Annotated in this window: 20 protein-coding genes; 11 read left to right on the top strand and 9 right to left on the bottom strand. The window is 69.6% G+C overall.

Annotated features, from left to right (window positions below; genetic code table 11):
• Positions 1-55: 55 nt before the first annotated feature.
• From ASF41_RS09340 to ASF41_RS09330, 3 genes are all read right to left on the bottom strand, one after another.
• Positions 56-2,218 carry a TonB-dependent receptor gene (locus tag ASF41_RS09340; RefSeq protein WP_082504222.1) on the bottom strand — a complete coding sequence of 721 codons (2,163 nt, stop codon included), beginning with the start codon at positions 2,216-2,218 and terminating at the stop codon, positions 56-58.
• Between the two features lie 220 nt (positions 2,219-2,438).
• A complete protein-coding gene (locus ASF41_RS09335; RefSeq protein ID WP_056492651.1) occupies positions 2,439-3,428 on the bottom strand; it encodes a DUF1775 domain-containing protein in 990 nt (329 codons plus the stop codon).
• Between the two features lie 42 nt (positions 3,429-3,470).
• Positions 3,471-3,794, bottom strand: a complete 324-nt coding sequence (locus ASF41_RS09330; protein ID WP_056492648.1) for a hypothetical protein — start codon at positions 3,792-3,794, stop codon at positions 3,471-3,473.
• Positions 3,795-4,126: 332 nt separating this feature from the next.
• Here ASF41_RS09330 and ASF41_RS09325 point away from each other — a divergent pair, with 332 nt between their 5' ends.
• The 9 genes from ASF41_RS09325 (at position 4,127) to ASF41_RS09285 (ending at position 14,224) form a co-directional block, all read left to right on the top strand.
• Positions 4,127-5,425 (top strand): murein L,D-transpeptidase, encoded by a 1,299-nt coding sequence (locus ASF41_RS09325; RefSeq protein ID WP_056351394.1) that lies wholly within the window; start codon positions 4,127-4,129, stop codon positions 5,423-5,425.
• A 273-nt stretch (positions 5,426-5,698) separates the two neighbouring features.
• A complete protein-coding gene (glyA, locus tag ASF41_RS09320; RefSeq protein WP_056274539.1) occupies positions 5,699-7,003 on the top strand; it encodes a serine hydroxymethyltransferase in 1,305 nt (434 codons plus the stop codon).
• 140 nt (positions 7,004-7,143) lie between these two features.
• A complete protein-coding gene (nrdR, locus tag ASF41_RS09315) occupies positions 7,144-7,728 on the top strand; it encodes a transcriptional regulator NrdR (protein WP_244479606.1) in 585 nt (194 codons plus the stop codon).
• Between the two features lie 11 nt (positions 7,729-7,739).
• Positions 7,740-8,882 carry a bifunctional diaminohydroxyphosphoribosylaminopyrimidine deaminase/5-amino-6-(5-phosphoribosylamino)uracil reductase RibD gene (ribD, locus tag ASF41_RS09310; RefSeq protein WP_056492645.1) on the top strand — a complete coding sequence of 381 codons (1,143 nt, stop codon included), beginning with the start codon at positions 7,740-7,742 and terminating at the stop codon, positions 8,880-8,882.
• A gap of 1 nt (position 8,883) precedes the next feature.
• Positions 8,884-9,528: a riboflavin synthase gene (locus ASF41_RS09305; RefSeq protein ID WP_056351400.1), complete on the top strand. Its 645-nt coding sequence runs from the start codon at positions 8,884-8,886 to the stop codon at positions 9,526-9,528.
• A gap of 208 nt (positions 9,529-9,736) precedes the next feature.
• Positions 9,737-10,243: a 6,7-dimethyl-8-ribityllumazine synthase gene (gene ribH, locus ASF41_RS09300; protein ID WP_056213889.1), complete on the top strand. Its 507-nt coding sequence runs from the start codon at positions 9,737-9,739 to the stop codon at positions 10,241-10,243.
• Positions 10,244-10,266: 23 nt separating this feature from the next.
• The gene (nusB, locus tag ASF41_RS09295; RefSeq protein WP_056214016.1) at positions 10,267-10,743 is read left to right on the top strand and encodes a transcription antitermination factor NusB; all 477 of its coding nucleotides are present in this window, start codon (positions 10,267-10,269) and stop codon (positions 10,741-10,743) included.
• A 5-nt stretch (positions 10,744-10,748) separates the two neighbouring features.
• A complete protein-coding gene (gene thiL / locus ASF41_RS09290) occupies positions 10,749-11,738 on the top strand; it encodes a thiamine-phosphate kinase (RefSeq protein WP_056492643.1) in 990 nt (329 codons plus the stop codon).
• 338 nt (positions 11,739-12,076) lie between these two features.
• Positions 12,077-14,224: a sodium-translocating pyrophosphatase gene (locus ASF41_RS09285; protein ID WP_056492640.1), complete on the top strand. Its 2,148-nt coding sequence runs from the start codon at positions 12,077-12,079 to the stop codon at positions 14,222-14,224.
• Between the two features lie 97 nt (positions 14,225-14,321).
• Here the strand turns inward: ASF41_RS09285 and paoC are convergent, their stop codons facing one another.
• Genes paoC through paoA form a run of 3 tightly spaced genes read right to left on the bottom strand, consistent with a single transcriptional unit; the run spans position 14,322 to position 18,091 of the window.
• On the bottom strand, positions 14,322-16,541 hold the full coding sequence (paoC, locus tag ASF41_RS09280) for an aldehyde oxidoreductase molybdenum-binding subunit PaoC (protein ID WP_056492637.1): 2,220 nt from the start codon (positions 16,539-16,541) through the stop codon (positions 14,322-14,324).
• Between the two features lie 3 nt (positions 16,542-16,544).
• On the bottom strand, positions 16,545-17,495 hold the full coding sequence (locus ASF41_RS09275) for a xanthine dehydrogenase family protein subunit M (RefSeq protein ID WP_056274547.1): 951 nt from the start codon (positions 17,493-17,495) through the stop codon (positions 16,545-16,547).
• Positions 17,492-18,091: an aldehyde dehydrogenase iron-sulfur subunit PaoA gene (paoA, locus tag ASF41_RS09270; RefSeq protein ID WP_056492634.1), complete on the bottom strand. Its 600-nt coding sequence runs from the start codon at positions 18,089-18,091 to the stop codon at positions 17,492-17,494. Before paoA ends, ASF41_RS09275 begins: the two co-directional genes overlap by 4 nt.
• Positions 18,092-18,362: 271 nt before the next feature.
• Here paoA and ASF41_RS09265 point away from each other — a divergent pair, with 271 nt between their 5' ends.
• Positions 18,363-18,647 carry a hypothetical protein gene (locus tag ASF41_RS09265; protein WP_056351420.1) on the top strand — a complete coding sequence of 95 codons (285 nt, stop codon included), beginning with the start codon at positions 18,363-18,365 and terminating at the stop codon, positions 18,645-18,647.
• A gap of 81 nt (positions 18,648-18,728) precedes the next feature.
• Entirely contained in the window at positions 18,729-19,187 is a 459-nt protein-coding gene (locus ASF41_RS09260) for a hypothetical protein (protein WP_056351423.1), read from the top strand.
• A 12-nt stretch (positions 19,188-19,199) separates the two neighbouring features.
• Here ASF41_RS09260 and ASF41_RS09255 read toward each other — a convergent pair whose 3' ends face one another.
• The 3 genes from ASF41_RS09255 to ASF41_RS09245 all read right to left on the bottom strand — a co-directional run bounded on the left by ASF41_RS09255 (position 19,200) and on the right by ASF41_RS09245 (position 21,478).
• A complete protein-coding gene (locus ASF41_RS09255) occupies positions 19,200-19,460 on the bottom strand; it encodes a hypothetical protein (RefSeq protein ID WP_056213862.1) in 261 nt (86 codons plus the stop codon).
• Between the two features lie 275 nt (positions 19,461-19,735).
• The gene (locus ASF41_RS09250) at positions 19,736-20,419 is read right to left on the bottom strand and encodes an MgtC/SapB family protein (protein WP_056351427.1); all 684 of its coding nucleotides are present in this window, start codon (positions 20,417-20,419) and stop codon (positions 19,736-19,738) included.
• 48 nt (positions 20,420-20,467) lie between these two features.
• A complete protein-coding gene (locus tag ASF41_RS09245; protein WP_056213855.1) occupies positions 20,468-21,478 on the bottom strand; it encodes an inorganic phosphate transporter in 1,011 nt (336 codons plus the stop codon).
• Positions 21,479-21,486 lie beyond the last annotated feature (8 nt).

The raw sequence follows: 21,486 nt of genomic DNA, 5'->3' as shown, positions 1-21,486 counted from the left end.
TCTAGCGGGCGGCCGCGAAAGGCGCACCCTCACCCGGCGGCCCGCTCCCGCCCGATCAGAAACCGGCGCGGATGCCGCCGAAGATGCTGCGGCCGACGCCCGGGTAAAAGGCCACCGGGCCGCCCGCGACGGTCCGGGCATCGGTGACGACGGAGATGTCCGACACGTAGCGGGCATCGGTCAGGTTTCGGGCATCGACGAAGACCGAGACGCCGTTCTGGAAGGCGTACCCGGCCTGGACGTTGAGGAGGGCGTAGCCCGGCACCTTCAGGCCGTTGGCATGGTCGGCGAAGGCACCCTGGGGCACCCAGTCGACGGAGGGACTGACGTGGAAACCCTCGCGGTTGCGATAGGTCAGGACCGTGCGCAGCACATCGCGCGGAATGCCGGCGATCTGGTTGTCGCCGAAGACCGGGTCGGCGAGGAAGTGGAAGTCGTTGTGGGTCCAGATCTGCGAAACCACGACCGCGTCGCCGGTGCCGATCAGGTCGCGGGCAAGATCGAGGGCGATTGCGGCCTCGACGCCCTGGTGGCGGGTCCGGGGCGCGTTGAAGGTCGCGGCCGGAATGTTGAGGCCCGGGTTGATCGAGAAGTTGATGAGCTCGTCGCGGATCTCCGAGTGATAGAGGGTGACGTCCCAGGACAGTCGATCGATCCGCCCGCGCGTGCCGGCCTCGTAGGTCACGGCGCGCTGCGCCCGCAGCGGCACGAACGTGGTGTTCAGCGTATTCTGCTGCACGAGGTCGGAGAAATCCGGCACGTCACGCGACCCGGTGATGTCGCCGAAGACCTGCAGGTCGGGCAGCGGCTGCCAGAGGAGGCCGACCTTGGGATTGATACCCGCATAGGTCTCGTTGGCCGAGGCGGGGAACGCGTTGGCGCCGGAGAAGCCGCCGTTGTTGCTGTAGGTCCGGTTGGAGGAAAACGCCTTGGCGCCGGCCATCAGGGCCACGTCCGGCAGGAACCAGAAGCGGTTCTCGCCATAGGCTTCGTAGTTCGAGGCGCTCTGCACCGCGCGCAGCGTCTGCGCGCCGCGCTGGCCGGCGACGTTGACGAACTGGAGGGCCGAATTCTGGCCCGCGAAGGCGCGCAGGCCGAGGATCAGGTCGTTGCGATAGCCGGCGACCTGGAAGGTCCCGGCCCAGTGCGGGGCGATCCCGTAGGTCAAGCCGTCCTGATCGATGACCTGGAAAATCGGGTGGTAGAGCGACTTGTGGATCGCCCAGGTGTCGATGTCGAGCTTGCCGACATCGAGCAGGAACGAGGTGCGGTTGGCGATCCGCTCGGTCTCGACCTTGCGAGACTGGTTGCCGGCGATCGCCGATGGATTGGCGAGCGTCGGATTGTTCAGGGCATTGAAGAGGCTCAGCGTGCCGGGGAGCTTCTGGTCGGTCAGGTAGACTCCGGCATAGAAGCGCGTCTCGACGCCCGGCGCGAGCTGGTAGCCGAGATTGGCGTTGAAGTTCTGCGTCCGCTGGGTCTCGTGGTCCCGGTAGCCGTCGGAATTGGTGATCGTGCCGTTGACGAGAAAATCGACCGGGCCGGAGATGCGCGAGACCTGAACGTTCTCCCGGATCGTGGTGAAGGCGCCGCCGTCGATGCGCAGGATGTTGGGCGCGAAGGCCGTCTGGGCGGTGGGGGTGACGACGTTGATGGCCCCGCCGAGGGTCGTCGCTCCGAAGGTGAGGGCGTTGCCGCCCTTGTAGACCTCGATCGAGCGCAGCCCCAGGGGATCGACCTGGTAGAAGTCGCCGCTGCCGTCGGCGAGGTTCAGCGGAATGCCGTCCTGCAGCAGTTCGAGCCCGCGCAGGTGGAAGCCACGCGAGATGCCCGAGCCGCGCACCGACAGGCGGAGTTCCTGGCCGTAGCGTTCCTGCACGTAGACACCGGGCACGTCCTTCAGCGTGTCGCGCAGGGTATTGGCGTAGCGGTCCTGGAAGTCCTTGGCGTCGACGAAGGCGACGGAACCGACGGTGGCGTTCACCGCAGCGCGCTGGGCCGCGACGCTCGGCACCGTTAGGGAGCCGGCCGCGGCGCCCTCGATGCTGAGCTCGGACAACGTCGCGGCAGCCGTTTCCTCGGCGCAGGACGGCGTCGCGGCGATGACGAGGGTCAGGAGCGAGGCGCCGCCCAGGAGGGCGAGGGCAGCGGCCTTGGGGCAGGGGGAGAGCGGGGCGGACTCATTTCGGGGAGGGGAGACATTCCGAGGCGCGGACATGGGACGGGCTCCGGACCATGGGCCCGCGCTTCGCGACGGCGCGAAGGGGCCGGCATGATCCCGGTGGGAGAGGGGCGAGGTGGCGGACGCCGCGCGGGGATGCGCGCGGCGGAGCGATGGGTCGGGCCAGTTGGAAGACAAACACCGCCAGGCGTCGAGCCGGCCGGTCACGGTAGGATCCGGCCGGCCATCGGTCCCCGGGATCCGGGGACGCGCGGCGTCAGTGCTCGTGGTGGCCCGGTGCCGTCGCGGCGGCGGCTGGCGCACCCGGCCTCATCGCGCCGATGGGCGCGACGCTGAAGGTGACGGGCACGGTGCCGGCGCGCTCGAAGCGCAGCGTGCCCTCGACCGTCTCGCCGGCCTTGGGTCCACTCGCGAGATCCTCGAACATGAGGTGCAGCCCGCCGGGCTTCAGCTCCACCGTCTCGCCCGGCTTGATCACCAGGCCACCCTCGACCGGGGCCATCTTCATCACGCCGCCCTCCATGGTCATGGAGTGGATCGACGTGCGTCCCGCCAGGGGGATCGAAGCACCGACGAGGCGGTCGGCCTGGCTGCCGGTGTTGGTGACGCGGACGTAGCCGCCCGCCACCTTGGCGCCACCGGGCGTCGCGCGCATCCAGGGGGTCTCGATGCTCAGGTCGCCGGCCTTGACGCTCGACGCCGCGGCGCGGGCCGGGCCGGAGGCGGCGGCCACGATGCGGACGCCGGGGGCGGGGGATTTCAGGGCATGGGCCTCCTGCCCCGCGGCCGGGATCTCGCCCCAGCGGTACTGCCCCGCGGCGCAATCCTGCTCGACGGGGAAGTAGACCGTGCTGCCGGGCGCGAAGGCGTCGCTGATCCGCGCCAGGAAGGTGAATTCGTCGACCTGATCGTCGGGCAGGCTACCCCCGGTCCAGGTGATGGTCCTCACCCCCTCGCGAATGTCCCCGTGATAGTACGGATAGGCGCGGGCATAGGCGCCCTTCTCGGTCGTCACGGTCCAGCCGGGCTTCGGCATCGGTTTGGCACCGATCACGCCCTCGGGGATGGTGACGCTGACGCGGTTGGTGGGCTGGCCGTCGCAGCCATGGGTGATCTGCACGACGCCGCGGTAGGCGGCATTCGGGCTCGCCTCCTTGCGCTCCAGGGTGGCGTGGGCGAGGGCGGCGGTAGCGGACAGCGAGAGGAGAAGGCCTGCGAAGAGCTCGGCCCGGGGGATGCGGTTCATCGGATGGTCCGTGTCTGATGGGATCGGGAATCGGCGATCGGATCAGACGGCGGGCGGACCTCTGGGATGGGGGATCGTGCCCGGCGGTCCACGAGCGGAAACGGACGCCTCGCGTCGCCAGGTCACCCGGCTCGTCGCGGGCGCCGGCCAGACGATGGTGCGAGCCGACACCTCCGGCATCGCCGCGTGCAGCATCGGCCCGGCCACGGTGCAACAGGGCTGATGATGGGCGTGGGTCGAATCGGGTGCAGCGGGGCCGGCCTCGTCGATCTGCCCGAGGCAGAGGATGCCGTGCGCGGAGGAGTCCGGCAGGAGCACGAGACCGCTGAGGACGGCATGGAGAACGAACGCGTAGAGGGCGACCACCGCAGTGATCGCACGCAGCGGGGCCCACCTTCCGTGGCCAGCCTGGTTCGCCGGAAGCGTCATCGTCCTTCGACTTACGCCATCGGTCCTCGTTTCGCCATGCCGATCGCACGGTGAGACACCGTGCTGTGGCACACGGGCCGCAGTCGAGAGAACGTGTCCGGGGATCGCGGGGATAAGCCGCGCCGTGCCACAATGTGGCCGGGTCCCCATGAGTTCTTAACCGTACCCCGACACGGTCGTGACAGGGGGTGTTGCGAGACCTCGGCGCGCGCTGCCGGGACCGACGACGCCGCATGTCGCTTCGTAAATCAGATCAGAGTTCACGTCCGATGCTGAATCAGGCTTTCCACACCCGCGCGCTCGGCTTCGCGCTGCTCGCATCGGCGGCCGTCATCGGCCAGTCGGCGACGGCGCGTGAGGCCGGCGGCTTCGCCCAGGCCGAATGGGCGCAGGACTACGCCTCGCCCGCCGCCATGCAGGTGCAGCGCTCCTCGACGCCGATCCTGTCGCCGCAGACCGTGGCGGCCACGGAGCAGATGATCGAGCGCTACCGGGACATCGTCAATCGCGGCGGATGGAAGCCGGTCTCCGGCGCCGATCGCCTGCGCGTCGGCGCCAAGGGGCCGGCCGTGGCCGCCCTGCGCCAGCGCCTGATCGTCACGGGCGATCTCGACCCGGCCTCCGGCGGCTCGGGCGTGTACGATTCCTACGTCGCGGCCGGCGTGAAGCGTTTCCAGGCGCGGCATGGCCTGAGCCAGACCGGCGCCATGAGCCAGACCACCCAGGCGGCCATGAACGTGCCGGCCGATGTCCGTCTGCACCAGCTCGAGATCAACGTGGTGCGCCTGCGCTCCTATGCCGGCAACCTCGGCAATCGGTTCGTCATCACCAACATCCCCGCCGCCCTGGTGCAGACGGTGGAGAACGGCCAGGTCGTGACCCTTCACGCCGCCGGCGTCGGCAAGATCGACCGCCAGTCGCCGATCATGAACACCAAGGCGACGCAGATCAATTTCAACCCGTTCTGGACGGTCCCGGCTTCCATCGTGAAGAAGGACCTGATCCCCAAGATGCAGAAGGATCCGACCTACCTCACCGAGAACAAGATCCGTATCTTCGCCGGCGAAAACGAAATCTCCCCGGCTTCGGTGAACTGGAACTCGGACGAAGGCACCCGCTACCGCTACCGCCAGGATTCGGGGGCCGACTTCAACTCGATGGGCATCGTGCGCATCAACATTCCGAACCCCTACGGCGTGTTCATGCACGACACGAACTCGAAGGGCGTCTACGGCGACGATTTCCGCTTCATCTCCTCGGGCTGCGTCCGCGTGCAGAACGTGCGCGAGTACATCACCTGGCTTCTCAAGGACACGCCCGGCTGGGGCCGCGAGCAGGTCGAGCAGGCCATCGAGAGCGGCAAGCGGGTCGACGCCACGCTGTCGACCCCGGTTCCGGTCTACTGGACCTACATCACGGCTTGGTCGACCCCGGACGGCCTCGTCCAGTTCCGCGACGACATCTACAAGCGTGACGGCGTGAACGTGCCCTCGACCCTCTCGGCCCCGACCCCGGTCGCCAGCGCCGAGCCGGTTCAGAGCTTCGAGCCGGGCGACGAGGAGAACTGAGCCCGCTCACCGGCGATCAAACCGCACGATTGTCGTGGCCCGCGCCCCAAGGCGCGGGCCTTTTGCATGGTGGATGCGACGCCACGACACGGGTTGTTGCCGTCTCGACTCTGAGCGACGCGCTCTGAGCTGAATTTTTTTGATCCCACGCAAAAAAATGCCTGTGCTTGGCCTTGGAACCGGTCGCGTGTAGTAATCCAGCCTTCGAACGCCCGCCCGCCCAACGCCAGCGGATTACGGGTGCGTCCGCCCGTTCAACAATCGAGGCTTTCCATGAGCGCCGGTACTGCTGCCGACAAGCACTTCTCCAACACCTTCTTCGCTGCTCCCCTCGCGGACGCGGATCCGGAGATCGCGCAGGCGGTGGCCCAGGAACTCGGCCGCCAGCAGCACGAGATTGAGCTGATCGCCTCCGAGAACATCGTCTCGCGCGCGGTTCTCGAAGCGCAGGGCTCGGTGCTGACGAACAAGTACGCCGAGGGCTATCCGGGCCGCCGCTACTATGGCGGCTGCCAGTTCGTCGACATCGCCGAGAACCTGGCCATCGATCGCGCCAAGCGTCTGTTCAACTGCGGCTTCGCCAACGTGCAGCCGAACTCCGGCAGCCAGGCGAACCAGGGCGTGTTCCTGGCCCTGATGCAGCCGGGCGACACCTTCCTCGGCCTCGACCTCGCGGCCGGCGGCCACCTCACCCACGGCGCCCCCCCGAACGTCTCGGGCAAGTGGTTCAAGCCCGTCTCCTACACCGTGCGCCGCGACGACCAGCGCATCGACATGGAGCAGGTCGAGGCCCTCGCCCACGAGCACAAGCCCAAGGTGATCATCGCCGGCGGCTCGGGCTATCCGCGCCACTGGGACTTCGCCAAGTTCCGTGAGATCGCCGATGCCGTCGGCGCCTATTTCTTCGTGGACGCGGCGCATTTCGCGGGCCTGATCGCGGCCGGCGTGCATCCGTCGCCCTTCCCGCACGCCCACGTCGTCACCACGACGACCCACAAGACCCTGCGCGGCCCGCGCGGCGGCATGATCCTGACGAACGACGAGGCGCTGGCCAAGAAGTTCAATTCGGCGATCTTCCCCGGCATCCAGGGCGGCCCGCTCATGCACGTCATCGCCGGCAAGGCCGTGGCCTTCGGCGAGGCCCTGAAGCCCGAGTTCAAGATCTACGCCAAGCAGGTGATCGAGAACGCCAAGGCGCTGGCCGACACCCTGATGTCGAGCGGCTACAACATCACCTCGGGCGGCACCGACAACCACCTCATGCTGGTCGACCTCACCAGCAAGGGCCTCACCGGCAAGGCGGCGGAAGCGGCCCTCAGCCGCGCCGACATCACCTGCAACAAGAACGGCGTGCCGTTCGACACGCAGAAGCCCACCATCACCTCGGGCATCCGCCTTGGCACCCCGGCCGGCACCTCGCGCGGCTTCGGCGTCGCCGAGTTCAAGCAGATCGGCGGCCTCATCGTCGAAGTCCTCGATGGCTTGGTGGCCAAGGGTGACGAGGGCGATGCCGCGGTCGAGGCGAGCGTAAAGCAGCGGGTGCACGCCCTCACCGACCGCTTCCCGATCTACGGCTGAGGCGCAACGCCCCGCCAGCGGGCGCTTGAACCGGCGCCCCTCACCATGCCATGCAACGGCCGCGGACCCTCGGGTCCGCGGCCGTTGTCGTTTCCGGCGCGCCTTCCCCTCAGCGCTCCTCCCTCCCAGGTGTCCGTCCGATGCGGTGTCCCTATTGCGGCGGTCCCGACACCCAGGTGAAGGATTCGCGCCCGAGCGACGACGCGGCGGCGATCCGCCGGCGCCGGGTCTGCCCGGATTGCGGCGGTCGCTTCACCACCTTCGAACGGGTGCAGTTGCGCGAACTCACCGTGCTCAAGCGCTCGGGCAAGCGCGTGCCCTTCGACCGCGACAAGCTCCAGCGCTCGATCGGGGTCGCCCTGCGCAAGCGCCCGGTGGACCCCGAGCGCATCGAACGCCTCGTCAGCGGCATCACGCGTCAGCTCGAGAGCAGCGGCGAGGCCGAGATCGGCAGCGAGGCCATCGGCGAACTCGTGATGGAGGGCCTGAAGGGGCTCGACGACGTCGCCTACGTGCGCTTCGCCTCGGTCTACAAGAATTTCCGCGAGGCCAGCGACTTCAAGGCGTTGCTCGGGACCCTCTCCGATCCGGCTGCCCTCCCGGCCGATACGGGCTCGGAGGAGCCGCGCGGGGTGGGCGGAACCGCGACCGGGGACCGGCTTCCGGATCTCTCCGCGACGGTCACGCCCCTCCGGCCGAAGCGCCAGCCGAAGTCCCGGGCGTGAGGAGCGCCGGAATGGAGACCGCTGGAACAGAGACCGCGGGCCCGGGCGAGACCGACCGCCGCTACATGCGTCTCGCCCTCGCCCTCGGGCATCGCAACCTCGGATGCACCTGGCCGAACCCCTCCGTCGGCGCGGTGGTGGTGGCGGGTCCGCCCGGTGCGGAGCGGATCGTCGGCCAGGGCGTGACCGCCCCCGGCGGCCGCCCGCACGCGGAGCCGATCGCTCTCGCCATGGCGGGGGAGGCGGCCCGCGGCGCCACGCTCTACGTCAGCCTGGAGCCGTGCTCCCATCACGGACGGACCCCACCCTGCACCGACGCCATCGTCGCAGCCGGCATCGCCCGCGTCGTCACGGCCCTGGAGGACCCCGATCCGCGGGTCGCCGGGCGCGGCCATAATCTCCTCGCCGCCGCCGGGATCGCGGTGACCACGGGCCTCCTGGCGGAGGAGGCCGCCCGCGATCATCGCGGCCACGTCACCCGTGTGACGCGGGGGCGGCCGAGCCTGCACCTCAAGCTCGCCCAGACCCAGGATGGTTTCGCCGGTGCACCCGCCGAGCGCCTGCGGATCACCGGCCCCATCGCCGACGGAGCGGTCCATCTCTGGCGAGCGCACGCGGATGCGATCCTCGTCGGCATCGGCACCGCGCGCGCCGACGATCCGTCCCTCACGGTCCGGATGCCGGGGCTGTCCGACCGTTCGCCCCTGCGCGTCGTGCTCGATTCGAACCTTCGCCTGCTGCCCTCCACCACCCTGGTGCGCAGCGCCCGCGACGTTCCGACCCTGATCCTCAGCACCCGCCGGGCTCCGGTGCACGCCAAGCGCATGCTGGCCTCCTTCGGTGTGGAGGTGATCGGCGTCGATGCCGACGGCGCGGGACGGGTCGACCTGCACGCCGCCTTGCGGGCCCTGGCCGAGCGGGGCGTGACGCGCCTCTGCTGCGAAGGCGGCCCGCACCTCGCCGATGCCCTGGCGGGCGCCGACCTCGTCGACGTCTTCACGCTCATCACCGGCCCAGGACGACTCGGCGACACCGGTGGCCTGCCGGCCATCGGCCCTGTGCTTCGGAAGCGGCTCGACGAACACCACCTCCGGGTCGTCGAAACCCGGATTCTCGGTCCCGACCGGGCCGTCACCTACGAGCGGAGCGCCTGAGATGTTCACCGGTCTCGTCACGGATGTCGGAGAGGTCGTGTCGGTCGCCGGCGACGACCGCCTGCGCCGCATTCGCATCCGCTCGCACTACGATCCCGCCACCATCGCGCTGGGTGCCTCCATCGCCTGCTCGGGCCCTTGCCTCACGGCGGTCGCGATCGAGCCGGCGGAGGACGGCTGCATCTTCGCCGTCGATGCCGCGGCCGAGACGCTGGCCCGCACCCATGTGAGCACGTGGCGCGAGGGCCGGCGCCTGAATCTCGAGCGCTCCCTGAAGATCGGCGACGAGCTCGGCGGCCATCTCGTCACCGGCCACGTGGACGGCCTGGCCGAACTCGTGGCCCGAGACCCCGTCACGGGCGGCGCGGGGGATCCGCAATGGGCCCCCTCGGACCGCTTCACCCTGCGCGCCCCGGCCCAGCTCGCACGCTTCATCGCCGAGAAGGGCTCGGTCTGCCTCGACGGCACTTCGCTGACCGTGAACACGGTGGACGGCGACCTGTTCTCGGTGCTGCTCATCCCGCACACCCTGGCGGTGACCACCTGGGGCGAGCGGCGGGCCGGGGATCGGCTCAACCTCGAGGTCGACCTCATCGCCCGCTACGCCGCCCGCCTGTCCGAGAGCCGCGCCGCCGCAGGGGCCTGAGCGCGCGCGGACCAGCACCCGCCGTCCCGGATTGGCGGGGCTCGCGCTTGTCGCCACGGCGCCTAGGGTCTATCGCTCGCGCCTGCGGGCGCAGGACAGGTCCGGCCGGTCGAGTCTTGCGCACCGACGGATCCCCGAGGGTCGCGGCAAGCGCGCCCGGTCCCGGCTGCTGTGCCGTCCGCCGACCGTGTCCCATGAAAGCCTCTCGATGGTATCGCTCGCCTACGCTTCCCGCACCGCTCCCGCCAACGTCAAGGGCGCGCGCGTCCTCGTGGTCGAAGCCCGCTACTACGAGGATCTCGCCGACGAGCTCCTGGCCGGCGCGGAAGGCGCCCTTGCCGCGGCCGAAGCGGTGGCCACGGTGGTGACCGTGCCCGGCGCCCTGGAGATCCCGGCCGCCATCGCGATCCTGGTCGAGGCCGCGGCCCGTGCCGGCCAGCCCTACGATGCCGTGGTGGCGCTCGGTTGCGTCATCCGCGGCGAGACCGGGCATTACGACATCGTCGCGGGCGAGAGCGCGCGGGCCCTGATGGACCTGTCCGTCACCCTGCGCCTGCCGCTGGGTAACGGCATCCTCACGGTGGAGACGGAAGCCCAGGCCCAGGCCCGTGCCCGGGTCGCCGAACTGAACAAGGGCGGCGGTGCCGCCGAGGCCGCGCTCGCGGTGCTGTCGCTGAAGCGCGACGCATCGGCGGCGTCGGTCGGAGAGGATTGAGGATCATGGCCAACGACTCCGGGATGAAGACCGCCGAACGCAGCGGCGCACGCCTGTCCGTCGTGCAGGCGCTCTACGACATGGAAATCTCGGGCAAGGGCGTGATCGAGGCGCTCACCGAGTTCGAGACCTTCTGGATCGGGCGCGAGGTCGACGGCATCGAGCATCCGGCCGCGGAGATCGCCTTCTTCCGCGACCTCCTGCGCGGCGTCGTCGAAGAGCAGCGGGCCATCGATCCGATCCTCGACGGGGCACTGGCCTCGGGCTGGCCCCTCAAGCGCATCGAGGCGGTGCTGCGCGCCATCCTGCGGGCGGGCGCCTACGAGCTCATGTCCCGCCGCGACGTACCGGCGCGGGTCGTCATCTCCGAATACGTCGATGTCGCCCATAGCTTCTTCGGCGGCGACGAGCCCGGCATGGTCAACGGCGTCCTCGACAAGGTGGCCCGGGACGTGCGCGGCAACGAATTCGCCGGCCTGCCGGCCTCCGGCCGGGCCTGACCCCGGTGGCCCGGCCCGACGAGGACGGGCTGATCGCGCGCTACTTCGCGCCCCTGGCGGGACCCGGAGCGGATGGCCTGCGCGACGACGCCGCCACCCTGTCGCCCAGTCCCGGCTGCGACCTCGTTCTCACGGCCGACGCCATCGTGGCCGGGGTGCATTATTTTCCCGACGATCCACCGGGTTCGATCGCCCGCAAGGCCCTCGGCGTGAACGTCTCGGACCTCGCCGCCAAGGGCGCCCGCCCGCGCGGAATCCTGCTGACGCTCGCGCTGCCCGATGACTGGACCGAGGACTGGCTCGCTGGCTTCGCGGCCGGCCTCGCCGATGGTCTCTCGGAGTTCGGCCTCGACCTCCTCGGCGGCGATACCGTGCGGGCCGCCGGCCCGGCGCTGATCGGCGTCACCGCGATCGGCGAAGTCCCGGCGGGGGGAATCGTCCGGCGTGGGACCGCGCAGGTCGGCGACCGGATCTGCGTCAGCGGCACGATCGGGGATGCGGCCCTGGGCTTGCTCCTGCGCCGCCCCAACGGGCCGGGCTGGGCGGGCGCGCTGGACGCGGCGGATCGCGACGCCCTCATCGATCGCTACTGGCATCCCCGCCCGCGCATCGGCCTCGCTCCGGTCCTGCGCCGCTACGCCCGGGCCGCGATGGACGTCTCGGACGGCCTCGCCGGGGATCTGGCCAAGATGCTGAAAGGGGAGGGGCGCTCCGCGGAGATCGATCTCGCCCGGCTCCCGCTCTCGCCCGCCGCCGCGAGAGCCTTGGCCCAGGAGCCGGCCCTCCTGACCCCGATCGCGACGGGCGGCGACGATTACGAGATCCTCTGCGCCGTGGCCCCCGCGAACCTGAACGCCTGCCTGGCGGCGGCAAGCGCCACCGGCACGCCCCTGACCTGCATCGGCACGGTCGCGGCCGGTTCCGCGTCGCCCTCCTTCCGGGAGGCCGACGGCACGTCGCGGGTGCTGGGGACAGGGTCCTTCAGCCACTTCTGAGACGCCGGCCGCTTCGCGCGGCGCCGTCCCCGAACGCTGAGATCAGGCTCGCGCCCGCGCGAACACTTCCACCGAGCCCGACCTGTTTTGCGATGCAAAAATATTCGCGGCTGAAAAAGCTCGGCAGCATTTGCCAGCGCCGGTGAAGTTTGGCACTCAGAGCAGGCATTCCTTCGGAGGAGATGCACAACAACAGAAACGCGGCGCGCGGCAGAGACGCTCGCGCGAACGATGACCTTCGCACGCCAGAAACGCTGCGCACACCCGGAAATCACGGCCACGAAGTCCAGCAACGCCACGACAGACCCGCACGGGCATCGCCAATCAAGGACGGTCGAATGACAGCTTTGTTGCTTATCATCCTGGGCGGGCTGTGCGCCGTCGCCTATGGCATCCTCACGATCAACGACGTGATGAAGCGCGACGCCGGCACCCAGCGCATGCAGGAGATCGCGGGGGCGATCGCCGAGGGGGCGCAGGCCTATCTCCGGCGCCAATACGCCACGATCGCGATCGTCGGGCTCGTGCTGTTCGTCGCCCTCACATATTTCCTCGGGTTGAAGGTGGGTATCGGCTTCCTGATCGGCGCCGTGCTGTCGGGGGCGGCCGGCTTCATCGGCATGAACGTCTCGGTGCGCGCCAACGTCCGCACCGCGCAGGCGGCCTCCACGTCGCTCGGCGGCGGCCTCGACGTCGCCTTCAAATCGGGGGCCGTCACCGGCATGTTCGTGGCCGGCCTCGCGCTCCTCGGCGTGGCGCTCTACTACGGCTACCTCACCCGCATCGCCGGCCTGTCGCCGGCCAGCCGCGACGTCATCGACGCCCTGGTGGCCCTGGGCTTCGGCGCCTCGCTGATCTCGATCTTCGCCCGTCTCGGCGGCGGCATCTTCACCAAGGGCGCGGATGTCGGCGGCGACCTCGTCGGCAAGGTCGAGGCCGGGATTCCGGAGGACGATCCGCGCAACCCTGCCACCATCGCGGACAATGTCGGCGACAACGTCGGCGACTGCGCCGGCATGGCGGCCGACCTGTTCGAGACCTACGCGGTGACCGTGGTCGCCACCATGGTGCTCGCGGCGATCTTCTTCTCCGGCCAGACCGAGGTCGGGGGGCGCAACGTCCTCGAGGCGATGCTGCTCTATCCCCTGGCCATCGGCTCGGCCTGCATCCTGACCTCGATCGCCGGCACCTACGCGGTGCGGCTCGGGGCCAACCAGTCGATCATGGGCGCGCTTTACAAGGGCCTGATCACCGCCGGAGCCCTCTCGATCGTCGCCATCGCGGGCGTGAACTACGCCCTGTTCGGCGGCTTCGGCACGGCCTTCACCACCAACGCGGGCGTGACCTTCACCTCCGGGGGCCTTCTCGGCTGCGCGGTGATCGGCCTCATCATCACGGCGCTGATCGTCGTCATCACCGAGTACTACACCGGCACCAACTTCCGGCCGGTGAAGTCCATCGCGGACGCGTCCGTGACGGGCCACGGCACCAACGTGATCCAGGGCCTGGCGATCTCGCTCGAATCCACCGCTCTGCCCGCGCTCGTCATCGTCGCGGGCATCATCAGCACCTACTCGCTGGCCGGGCTGTTCGGCATCGCCATCGCGGTCACCGCCATGCTGGCGCTCGCCGGCTTCATCGTGGCCCTCGATGCCTTCGGGCCGGTCACCGACAATGCCGGCGGCATCGCCGAGATGGCCGGCCTGCCGCCGGACGTGCGCAAGTCCACCGATGCCCTCGACGCGGTCGGCAACACCACCAAGGCGGTGACCAAGGGCTACGCCATCGGCTCGGCCGGCCTCGGCGCCCTGGTGCTGTTCGCCGCCTACACCTCCGACCTGAACTACTTCATCGCCCATGCGAGCCCGACCCAGTACCGCTTCTTCCAGGGCGTGACCGTCGATTTCTCGCTCTCCAACCCCTACGTGGTCGTCGGTCTGCTGCTGGGCGGCCTGATCCCGTTCCTGTTCGGCGGCATGGCGATGACCGCGGTGGGCCGCGCGGCCGGCGCCGTGGTGGAGGAGGTGCGTCGGCAGTTCCGTGAGAAGCCCGGCATCATGCAGGGGACCGACCGGCCGGATTACGGCCGCGCCGTCGACATGCTCACCCGGGCGGCGATCAAGGAGATGATCGTTCCCTCGCTGCTGCCGGTGCTGTCGCCGATCGTGCTGTTCTTCGTGATCCAGCCGATCGGCGGAAAGAGCCAGGCCTTCGCCACGGTGGGAGCGATGCTCCTCGGCGTGATCATCACGGGGCTTTACGTCGCGATCTCGATGACCTCGGGCGGCGGTGCCTGGGATAACGCCAAGAAGTACATCGAGGACGGGCACCACGGCGGCAAGGGCTCGGAGGCCCACAAGGCGGCCGTGACCGGCGACACCGTCGGCGATCCCTACAAGGACACAGCCGGCCCTGCCGTGAATCCGGCGATCAAGATCACGAACATCATCGCCCTGCTGCTGCTGGCGGTGCTGGCACACAGCTGAATGCGAACGACCCCCGGCGGCCTGAAGGCCATCGGGGGTCGCGCGACGTCCTGCGGGCCGCGACAGGATCCCTGCCGCGGCCTTCGCGCAATCGGTCTCAAGCAGCGTCCGGCATCTGCCCGAGGAGCTTGTCGAGGGTGATCGGGTAGCTCCGCACCCGCACGCCGGTGGCGTTGTAGACCGCGTTGGCCACCGCCGCGCCCACACCGCAGATGCCGAGTTCGCCCACACCCTTCGCCTTCATCGGCGAAGATTGCGGATCGACCTCGTCGAGGAAGATCACCTCCTGGTGCGGAATGTCCGCGTGCACCGGCACCTCGTAGCCGGCGAGATCGTGGTTCACGAAGAAGCCGCGCTTGGTGTCGACCGCGAGTTCCTCCATCAGCGCCCCGCCGACGCCCATCGTCATGCCGCCGATGACCTGGCTGCGGGCCGATTTCGGGTTGAGGATGCGCCCGGCGGCACAGACCGCCAGCATGCGCCGCACCCGGATCTCCGCGGTGTCGACGTCGACGCCGACCTCGACGAAGTGGCCCGCGAAGGTCGATTGCTGCTGCTTCTTGGCGAGGTCGCCGTACTCGATCGAATCCTCCGCCACCAGTTCACCCTCGCTAGACGCCTTGGCCAGGGTCTCGGTGCGGTTGCCGGAGCGGACCTGCCCGTCTGCGAACACCGCATCGGCCGAGTTGAAGCCGAGCCGCTGCGCCACCGCCTCGCGGAGCTGGACGCAGGCCGCGTAGACACCGGCGGTCGAGTTGTTCGCACCGAACTGGCCACCCGAGCCGGCTGAGACCGGGTAGGACGAATCGCCGAGGCGCACCACCACCTTGTCGAGGCCCACGCCCATCATCTCGGCGGCGGTCTGCGCGATGATGGTGTAGGAGCCGGTCCCGATATCGGTCATGTCGGTCTCGACCGTGACGATGCCGTCGCGCCCGAGGCGGACGCGGGCGCCCGACTTCATCAGGAGGTTGTTGCGGAAGCCCGCCGCCATGCCGATACCGACGAGCCAGCGCCCGTCGCGAACCTGGCCGGGCTTCGGGTTGCGGGCCGACCAGTTGAACGTCTCCGCGCCGAGCTTCAGGCAGCCCACGAGGTTGCGGTGGGAGAACGGGCGCTCCGGATGGCCCGGATCGACCTGGGTGTCGTTGCGGACGCGGAAGGCGACCGGGTCCATGCCCAGTTTCTCGGCCATCTCGTCCATGGCGATCTCGAGGGCCATCAGGCCCGGCGCCTCGCCCGGCGCCCGCATCGAATTGCCTTCGGGCAGGTCGAGATGGGCAAGCTTCATGGCCGTCAGGCGATTGGCCCCGGCATAGAGCAGCTTGGTCTGGTCCACGGCGGTTTCGGGCTTGCCCTTGGGCAGGTTGCCGGAGGTGCTCTCGTGCGCAATGGCGGTGATCGTCCCGTCCGGTGTCGCACCGATGCGGATGCGCTGGATCGTGGCCGGCCGGTGGGTCGTGTTGTTGGCGACCAGCGGCCGGGTCAGCGCGACCTTGACCGGTCGGCCGGCGGCCTTGGCGGCCAGCGCCGCCACCACGGCGTCGGAGCGCACGAACAGCTTTCCCCCGAAGCCGCCGCCGATATAGGGCGAGTCGACGCGGATCGACGCCTCCGGGATGTCGAGGATCTTGGCGATGCTGCCCTTGGTCCAGGCGATCATCTGGTTGGAGGTCCAGAGGGTGAGCTTGTCGCCCTCCCAGGCGGCGATGGTCGCGTGCGGCTCCATCATCGCGTGGCTCTCGTCGGGGGTCGTGTAGGTCTCGTCGAACTGGACGGGCGCCGAGGCGAAGGCGCCCTCGAAGTCGCCGGTTCGATCCTCGCCGCCGCCGCCGCTGCCCTCGCCGCTGTCGCCGGGAACCGGCTTGGCGGACGAGGCCACGGCCGCGAGGTCGAACTGGCCGGCCTCGCGGGCATAGTCGACCTTGACGAGGAACGCCGCGGCTCGGGCCTGCTCGAAGGTCTCGGCCACCACGACCGCGATGGCCTGGTGGTAGTGCTGGACCTGAGGACCGCCGAAGAGGTTGGCGGCGTTCATCCGGCCGAGGCCGAGAGCCGGCATGTCCAGGGTGGTGACGATGGCGACGACGCCGGGCGACGCCTTGGCGGCCGCCGTGTCGATGGCGCGGATGCGGCCCTTGGCGATGCCGGCGCCGAGCACGTAGCCGTAGGCCTGATTCGCCACCACGTCGTGGCGCTCATAGGCATAGGGCGCCGTCCCGGTGGTCTTGAACTTGCCGTCGATGCGGTCGGTGGCCTTGCCGACGACTTTGAGCTGGTCGATCGGGTTCTGGCCCGCGGGGGTGTCGAACTTCATGGCTCAGGCCCTCGCTTCGTTCAGCGCCGCGCTGAGCGTGCGCTCGGCCAGCGTCAGCTTGTAGGCATTGTCGTGGGTCGGCTTGGCGCCGGCGAAGGCCTGCGCGGTCACCGCCTTGGCGCCCCGGGCCATCTCGCCCTCCGCCGCTTCCACCCGCCAGGGCTTGTGCGCCACGCCGCCGAAGGCCGCCCGGCCGCTGCCGTCCGGCTGAACCACCGCCGCCACCGAGACCAGGGCGTAGGCGTAGGACGCGCGATCCCGGACCTTGCGGTAGATGTGCGCGCCACCCAGCGGCTTCGGCAGCGTCACCGCCGTGATGAGCTCGCCGGGCGCGAGCGTGGTGTCGACCTCCGGCCGGTCACCCGGCAGGCGGTGGAATTCGGCCATCGGGATCTTCCGCTTGGTCCCCTTGGCGTCGACGGTCTCGACCGCGGCGTCGAGCACCCGCATGGCGACCGCCATGTCGCCCGGATGCGTGGCGATGCAGGCCTCGCTGGCACCGATCACGGCGAGCTGGCGCGAGACGCCGTCGAGGGCCGAGCAGCCGGAGCCTGGCTGACGCTTATTGCAGGCCTGCGCGGTATCGTAGAAGTACGGACAGCGGGTGCGCTGCAGGAGATTGCCGGCGGTGGTCGCCTTGTTGCGCAGCTGTCCGGAGGCACCGGCGAGCAGGGCCCGCGAGAGCACGGCGTAATCCTTGCGCACGCGGGCATCGGCCGCGAGGTCGGTGTTGCGCACGAGAGCTCCGACGCGCAGACCGCCCTCCGGCGTCGCCTCGATCTTGTCGAGCCCGAGGCCGTTGACGTCCACGAGGTGGGTCGGGGTCTCGATCTGCAGCTTCATCAGATCGAGGAGGTTCGTGCCACCGGCAATGAACTTGGCGTTCGGATTGCGGGACACGGCGGCGGCGGCTTCCGCGGGCGAATTCGGGCGCTCGTAGGTGAAAGACTTCATGCGGGCCTCCCGGCGACCTCGGTCATCGCCTCGACGATGTTGGAATAGGCGCCGCAGCGGCAGATATTGCCGCTCATGCGCTCGCGGATCTCGGCGTCCGTGACCTGCATCGGCGCATTCAGATCCGCCGTGACGTGGCTGGGGATGCCGGCCTTGATCTCGGCGAGCACCGCGACGCCGGAGCAGATCTGGCCCGGCGTGCAGTAGCCGCACTGGTAGCCGTCATGCTTGATGAAGGCGGCCTGCATCGGGTGCAGGGCGTCGGGCTGGCCGAGCCCCTCGATGGTGGTGATCTCCGACCCCTGGTGCATCACCGCCAGGGTCAGGCAGGAATTGATGCGCCGGCCGTCGACGATCATCGTACAGGCGCCGCACTGGCCGTGGTCGCAGCCCTTCTTCGAGCCGGTCAGGTGCAGGTGCTCGCGCGCGGCGTCGAGCAGGCTGGTGCGGGTGTCGAGATCGAGTTCGCGGCGCTGGCCGTTCACCGTCAGCGACACCTTTGCCAGCACCGGCTGATCCGGACCAGCGGAGTCAGGCCGACCCTCGGCCCGCGCGGGGACCGCGGCCAGGGCCGCACAGGCCGTCGCGCCGGCCATGACGTCACGTCGACTCAATTCGTTCTCTCCGAAACTTGGCATGGCGTTCTCTGAACCTGTGGCGGGAGGAGGCTGCCAGCGGACGGGCGCCCGGTAACGTCGCGGGCCGGGAGACCGCCCGATCGGGCGATCTTGGTCCCGGGCGTGACACGCAACCGCGCGGGCTCCGTCCAGACGTGCGCCTACCTTCTGCGAAGTGTGTCCAGCGAGAACGCAGAACTCGGCGCGTCGGTCCCTGGAATTTCTCCAGACTGCGAAACCTCGCGCCTTCGTGTGCGGCCGAGCACCTCACGGGGTCGCATCGCCCGACACCCTGGTCGAAGGCCGCACCGTCGAACCCAGGACCAACGCTCCACCCGGCACGAAGGAGAAGCCCACGCGCACCGCGCAAGTCACCGCACAGGTCCGCGCTCCCATCGTCCCGGTCAGCGGCACCGAAAAACTCGAGGATCGCATCGGCCGCTTGAACACCCTGGAAACCCTCGCCGGCATCCGCACGCGGTCGCCGGTGCCGATGGCGCGCGACGGCCTCGCCGCGGGCGTCCCGATGCCCTAGCTGTTTCAACAGATCTTCCGATCCGGTCGTCAGTCCTCGAATCCGGTCGTCGAAGCCGGTCGTCTTGGCAAAAGGTGCGCGATGCAAAAGGGATTTCGCTGGTTCGGCCGGGTGGCTCTGCCCGTCCTGGCGCTGGTCGCGAGCGCGGGTGCTGCCGGCGCCGACTGCATCCGGCACGTCTATAATCGCTCGCCCTTGACGCTGGTGGGCGCGCAGGAGGGCGGCCCGTCCTTCCTGGTGAGACCCGGCACCGCGCGCGCGATCCGGCTCTCGGGCCCCGGCAGCCTCGAGCTGTCCGGGTACTGCGATGCGTACGGGAGCCGCGGCAATGACGGGACCGGAGGTGCCGCGGTGCAGGCGTCGCTGCGATACACCGCCGTCCTCGATCGCTGCTACATGGAGATCGGCCACGACTTCTTCGACCGCGAACTCGGACGCGGGTTTCTTCCCCGGGACAGCCTCGCGCCGTTCACCGTGAACAATCCGAAACAGGGCGACGTGGTGCTCTACACGGATCGCACGATCTGCCGGCCCCGCTAGGGACGCCTTCGGTCAGATGGGGTGCGGGACCTCGGGCTTCAGCTTGAGGGGCCGCGCCAGTTTCTTCGAGAGGCGCCCCGCCGCCTCCACCGCCGCGCCCTCCGCGCTCGCGGCCGCCACGATGGCCAGAGCCTCGTCCTGGGCGGATGTCAGCACCGCGTAGACGCGCAACGCCTCTCGGCGCTGCTTCACCGCGACGAGAAAGACCTGGCTCTTGGCCCGCTTGCCCTTGTCGGCGGGAGCAGCCTCGGAGGACGGACGACGACGGCTCAAGGACGGACCGGCATCCGTTGGAGACCGACGGCCGGAACGGCGCAGGCCCTCTCGCTTGCGAAGATCGCGATCTCGTCCTCCCTCCGTCGTTTCATGGTCCCGACGACGTCCCGGACCGGGGAGAGGGCGACGCGCGTGCGTGTTTCCAAACGCCCGCCTGGCGGCACGGGATCCGATCGCGAAGAACGCGTTTTACGAGCTTCGGCGCGCAATCCTGTCCCACCCCGACATCCCAGCGCGGTCGTGCCGCGAATTTCGCCGTTCATCATGCATGCTCAGCCAGATTCGGGAAGATCATCGACCGTGATCACCCCGGGATGCCTCCGAAGTTTCTGTGCGATGTCTTCCACGGAGCGGCGCGACAGCCGCACGAAGGTGATCAGCGTCTCGTCGAATTCAGGCGCGGACCCGCGCCGAGTCACGAATTGCCGGACACGGGAGGGGCGCACACCGGACACGGCCTGCACCACCTCCAGGCTGATGCAGCCGGGCTTGGCCATTACGCGGAGGGGCCGGATGTGCATCCGGTCGTGGTAGCGCTCCTGCAAGGGTTTCATCCCGGCGAGGATCCCCAGCAGGATCGCCGTGGTGGCGATGCCCGCCACATAGAGGCCGCCGCCGACCGCGAGGCCGACGGCCGCGACGGCCCAGAGGCTCGCCGCGGTGGTGAGCCCCTTCACCACCTCGCCCCGCAGGAGAATCGTTCCCGCCCCGAGAAACCCGATGCCGGAGACGACCTGGGCGGCCATGCGGGAGGGATCGAGGGCGACGTTCCGGGTCCCCAGCACATCGGCAAAGCCGAAGGCCGAGACGATCATGATCAGGCAGGCGCCGACGCCGACCAGCATGTGCGTTCGCAGGCCCGCGGCCCAGAGCAGGCGCTCGCGCTCGATGCCGATCAGCCCGCTCAGGACCGCGGCCAGGAGCAGGCGCCAGACGATCTCGACGTTGCCTAGCATTCCCGGGTCTCCTCCCAGTCCGATGTCGCGCGCCGACCGGAGCGGACCTCAGCCGATGAAAGCCGTCACGGCGTAGCAGGCCGCGGCGATCAGGGCGGCGGCCGGCAGGGTCAGCACCCAGGCGACCACGATGTTGCCGGCGACGCCCCAGCGAACCGCCGAGGTCCGCCGTGCAGCCCCGACGCCGATGATCGCGCCCGTGATGGTGTGGGTGGTCGAGACCGGTACGCCGAGCCAGGTCGCGGCGAACAGGGTGATCGCGCCGCCCGTCTCGGCGCAGAACCCCTGCATCGGGTTCAGACGCGTGATCCTGGAGCCCATCGTGTGCACGATGCGCCAGCCGCCGAGCAGCGTGCCCAGCGCCATGGCGGACTGGCAGGAGATCACCACCCAGAGGGGAACGTGAAAGGAGGCGCCCAGGTGACCCTGCGAGTAGAGCAGCACCGCGATGATCCCCATGGTCTTCTGCGCGTCGTTGCCGCCGTGGCCCAGGGAGTAGAGCGAGGCCGAGACGAACTGCAGGGCGCGGAAGCGCCGGTCGACCGCGAACGGCGTCGCCCGCACGCAGAGCCAGGAGACCATCAGCACCAGGAGGAGCGCGAGCAGAAAGCCCAGGAGCGGCGAGAGGACGATGGCGGCGGCAGTCTTCGTCAGCCCGCTCCAGACCACCGCGCTGAACCCGGCCTTGGCGACGCCCGCTCCGATGAGGCCGCCCACGAGGGCGTGCGAGCTGCTCGACGGGATGCCGAAGACCCAGGTGACGATGTTCCAGGTGATGGCGCCCATCAGCGCGCTGAAGATCACCCGGGGATCGATGATCCCCGCATCGACGATTCCGGTCCCGAGGGTCTGGGCCACGTGCAGGCCGAAGAACAGAAAGGCAATGAAGTTGAAGAACGCCGCCCAGAGCACCGCGTATTGGGGCCGCAGCACCCGCGTCGACACGATGGTGGCGATGGAGTTGGCCGCATCGTGCAGGCCGTTGAGGAAGTCGAAGAACAGCGCGACGGCGATCAGGCCGGCGAGGGCGGGCAGGGCGAGCGCGGTGGCCTCGGTCATCGGGTCGC

Source organism: Methylobacterium sp. Leaf111 (assembly GCF_001423285.1).
Taxonomy (GTDB): Bacteria; Pseudomonadota; Alphaproteobacteria; order Rhizobiales; family Beijerinckiaceae; genus Methylobacterium.
This window is presented reverse-complemented; position numbering and strand designations above follow the sequence as displayed.

Excerpts from the sequence above, each read along its gene's own strand:
- ASF41_RS09250 (WP_056351427.1), bottom strand. The coding sequence starts at position 20,419 with ATGCTAGGCAACGTCGAGATCGTCTGGCGCCTGCTCCTGGCCGCGGTC.
- glyA (WP_056274539.1), top strand. The coding sequence starts at position 5,699 with ATGAGCGCCGGTACTGCTGCCGACAAGCACTTCTCCAACACCTTCTTC.
- ASF41_RS09340 (WP_082504222.1), bottom strand. The coding sequence starts at position 2,218 with ATGTCCGCGCCTCGGAATGTCTCCCCTCCCCGAAATGAGTCCGCCCCG.
- nrdR (WP_244479606.1), top strand. The coding sequence starts at position 7,144 with ATGCGGTGTCCCTATTGCGGCGGTCCCGACACCCAGGTGAAGGATTCG.
- ribD (WP_056492645.1), top strand. The coding sequence starts at position 7,740 with ATGGAGACCGCTGGAACAGAGACCGCGGGCCCGGGCGAGACCGACCGC.
- ASF41_RS09305 (WP_056351400.1), top strand. The coding sequence starts at position 8,884 with ATGTTCACCGGTCTCGTCACGGATGTCGGAGAGGTCGTGTCGGTCGCC.
- nusB (WP_056214016.1), top strand. The coding sequence starts at position 10,267 with ATGAAGACCGCCGAACGCAGCGGCGCACGCCTGTCCGTCGTGCAGGCG.
- ASF41_RS09335 (WP_056492651.1), bottom strand. The coding sequence starts at position 3,428 with ATGAACCGCATCCCCCGGGCCGAGCTCTTCGCAGGCCTTCTCCTCTCG.
- paoA (WP_056492634.1), bottom strand. The coding sequence starts at position 18,091 with ATGGCCGGCGCGACGGCCTGTGCGGCCCTGGCCGCGGTCCCCGCGCGG.
- ASF41_RS09245 (WP_056213855.1), bottom strand. The coding sequence starts at position 21,478 with ATGACCGAGGCCACCGCGCTCGCCCTGCCCGCCCTCGCCGGCCTGATC.
- ribH (WP_056213889.1), top strand. The coding sequence starts at position 9,737 with ATGGTATCGCTCGCCTACGCTTCCCGCACCGCTCCCGCCAACGTCAAG.
- ASF41_RS09325 (WP_056351394.1), top strand. The coding sequence starts at position 4,127 with ATGCTGAATCAGGCTTTCCACACCCGCGCGCTCGGCTTCGCGCTGCTC.
- paoC (WP_056492637.1), bottom strand. The coding sequence starts at position 16,541 with ATGAAGTTCGACACCCCCGCGGGCCAGAACCCGATCGACCAGCTCAAA.
- ASF41_RS09275 (WP_056274547.1), bottom strand. The coding sequence starts at position 17,495 with ATGAAGTCTTTCACCTACGAGCGCCCGAATTCGCCCGCGGAAGCCGCC.
- ASF41_RS09260 (WP_056351423.1), top strand. The coding sequence starts at position 18,729 with ATGCAAAAGGGATTTCGCTGGTTCGGCCGGGTGGCTCTGCCCGTCCTG.
- ASF41_RS09285 (WP_056492640.1), top strand. The coding sequence starts at position 12,077 with ATGACAGCTTTGTTGCTTATCATCCTGGGCGGGCTGTGCGCCGTCGCC.